2 protein-coding genes are annotated in these 2,683 nt (G+C 41.3%); one reads left to right on the top strand and one right to left on the bottom strand.

The annotated features are described in order from the left end of the window. Positions 1-229: 229 nt before the first annotated feature. Entirely contained in the window at positions 230-1,900 is a 1,671-nt protein-coding gene (locus PL11201_RS04430; RefSeq protein ID WP_079677410.1) for a mechanosensitive ion channel, read from the bottom strand. 199 nt (positions 1,901-2,099) lie between these two features. Between PL11201_RS04430 and PL11201_RS04425 the strand changes: the two genes are divergently transcribed. After that, positions 2,100-2,543, top strand: coding sequence for an SRPBCC family protein (locus tag PL11201_RS04425; protein WP_079677409.1), 444 nt, complete (start codon positions 2,100-2,102; stop codon positions 2,541-2,543). The last annotated feature ends 140 nt before the right edge of the window (positions 2,544-2,683 follow it).

The raw sequence follows: 2,683 nt of genomic DNA, 5'->3' as shown, positions 1-2,683 counted from the left end.
TGAAAGCTAAAAGCTACTTATAGTAAGTATTTACCTATTGCCCATTGCCCATTCCCTATTGCCTCTTGCTATACAACTGGGTTGATGACGATTCTGGATCAAATCCTAGGCAAAAAAAATCTGTAGAGATTTGGAAACCAAAGCCCTACAGTCAAAGATTACAAATTGTTTGAGAAAATTAAGCTAAATAGAAGTAAGGGAGGACACTTGCACTCCTATTTAACCCTAATTAATCATTACGGAATTTAGAGAGAAAATTGCGAAGTTGTTCCCCCGCCACATCTCGTCCACCTAAACCAAAGGCAATGGCGATCGCCACCGCCACGGCTCCTAATAACAAACCAAAGGCTAAATTGACAATATCACTGGCAATGCCCATTTGTTGGAGGGCCATAGCACCGACAAAGATAATAATGGCAATGCGAGCCGCCTGGGCTAAAAGATTCGATTGACGGGTGCCAGAACTTACAATTAAATCATGGGCTAAATTGGCAAAATATAACCCAATTCCAAACACAATCACGCCAATCAAAACTTGACCCGCGATCACAATGATTTGATTGATAATTAAAGTTAAGGCAGCTAACCCCAAAATATCTGTCGCCGTCACCGCCGCAAACAACATAATACCAACCAACACCACAATTCCGATTAACTCAGAAGGAGTCCGTTGGGTTAATGGGCTAGAAACGGGAGGGACTGTATACTCGTTAGTATCAGGGGTTTCGGTGGGAGTATTTTCGTTAACAATCGGAGATTCGGGAGCATGAATCCCCAACCAGCGAAACACATTATCAAACCCCACACTGGTTAAAATATTCGTGACCAAATTGGCGATAAAACGGCCAATAAAATAGGCAGCAATTAAAACTAAAACTGCTAAAAAGACTTGGGGTAAGGCGTTAAAAATCTCCGTCAACATTAAAATTGCTGGCTCGGAAATTGCCTTAACTTGCAGGGCTTCTAAGGCAGAAATCGCCGTAGGGATCAAAATTAAAACGTAAACAATCAATCCAAGAATGGAAGATGCTTTTTGATTCCCTGCGACCTGATTTAAGCCGAAACGAGTTCCGAATTGATCAATCCCTACGGCCGCTAAAAGGTTAGTAACAATTCGACTCACCACTTGAGCTACCAGCCAACCTGCACCCGCAATTACTAATGCCGCCACAATATTCGGCAGAACTGCCAGGATTTGATAGAGCATATTTTGAACAGGCTCTAATAATCCTTGTAGCTGAAGGGTACTCAGAATTGCTGGTAAAAATAACAGCACCACAAACCAATACAGGGCATTCCCTAGGGTTTCACTCAGGGAAAATTGGTCGGGAGAGACAACCTCATGATCATTAACTTGTTGATTTAAGCGTTCATCCAGACGAAGTGTTCGGAACAATCGAATTAATAAAGTTCGGGCAATGGTAGCTAAAATCCAAGCCGCCGCAATTAAAATCGTCGCCCCAAAAATTCGGGGTAAATAACTGGTGACTTGGTTGAGTAAATTGGTTAGGGGTGTCGATGCTGCGGTAAGCTGAAGCTTATCCAGAAACGCAACAACCGCAAAAATAAAAATAATCCAGAAGGCAACAGTTCCCGCCCAAGATTCTACTGGAAGTTTGTCTTCTGGTCTTGTTGAACCTGAAACCCAACTGGCAATTTGGTTGTCTAAGCCTGTTTTTTTAAACAAACTTTTAACTAAAGATTGAGCAAATAAGGCAATCAGATAACCAACCAGTAGAATGGCACAAGCCAAGGCAATATCCACCACGGAGGCTTGACCGAGCTTGAGGTCATTGATATTGGTGGGGATAGCTAAGGGGTTGTCCTGGGCAAAATAAAGGGGGGATAGGGAGGATAAGTCCTTTCCCCAAAAGGGTATTAATTGATCGATTCCATTCATAATCGTTCCAGTAACTTATTCGATGTTTTGATACTCGTGCGCTGTGGTTTGAACGAGAGTGCATCTTAAGTCTGGTTAAAATGGCAGAAAAAACCGCTAAAATTTAAGGTTTTTTTTGTTTTCTGATGCGCCCCTCGTTTATACTAAGACTCTTTCATGTTTTCCATGAAATTAATCTGCCTATAGCTTGAAGGTTATGATGCCATATCGTCAAGTTTTTGAACAATCTATTTTAATTTCGGCCAATTCTAGGGTGGTAGAACGATGTTTTACGGATTTGGAACTGATGCACCAATGGTTGAATCCGATGTTACGCTGTGAACCGATTGATGTGTGGGATACAAATGTGGGGGGGAAATGCCGATTTTTGATTCAACTTCCCCTATTTCAACCCGCTTTAAAAACGGTGGTTTTGGAACGGGAGCCGGGGTTAATTGTTTGGGGATTTGAAGGCTATTTTAAAGGATGCGATCGCTGGGAATGTATACCGGAAATCCCAGGGACTAAACTTTTAAATCGATTTGAATTTGCAATCCCTAATCCTCTAATTAAATTCGGTTTTAATCTCTTTGCAGCAACCCTAACCAAAGCAGACATGGAATCTCAATTAAAACGTTTAAAACAAGTAGCAGAAAATATTTAATCAGTCATCAGTTATTAGTTATTAATTATCAGTTTATAACCCATTACCGATCACGGATTTCAGAGTATTACGCAGATTAACCCTGCCCTCGACTTGATTGGGGGACAGATTAAAATCCGTGAAATCCGTGAAATCCTCTT

The organism is Planktothrix sp. PCC 11201, assembly GCF_900009135.1.
Classification (GTDB): domain Bacteria; phylum Cyanobacteriota; class Cyanobacteriia; order Cyanobacteriales; family Microcoleaceae; genus Planktothrix.
This window is presented reverse-complemented; position numbering and strand designations above follow the sequence as displayed.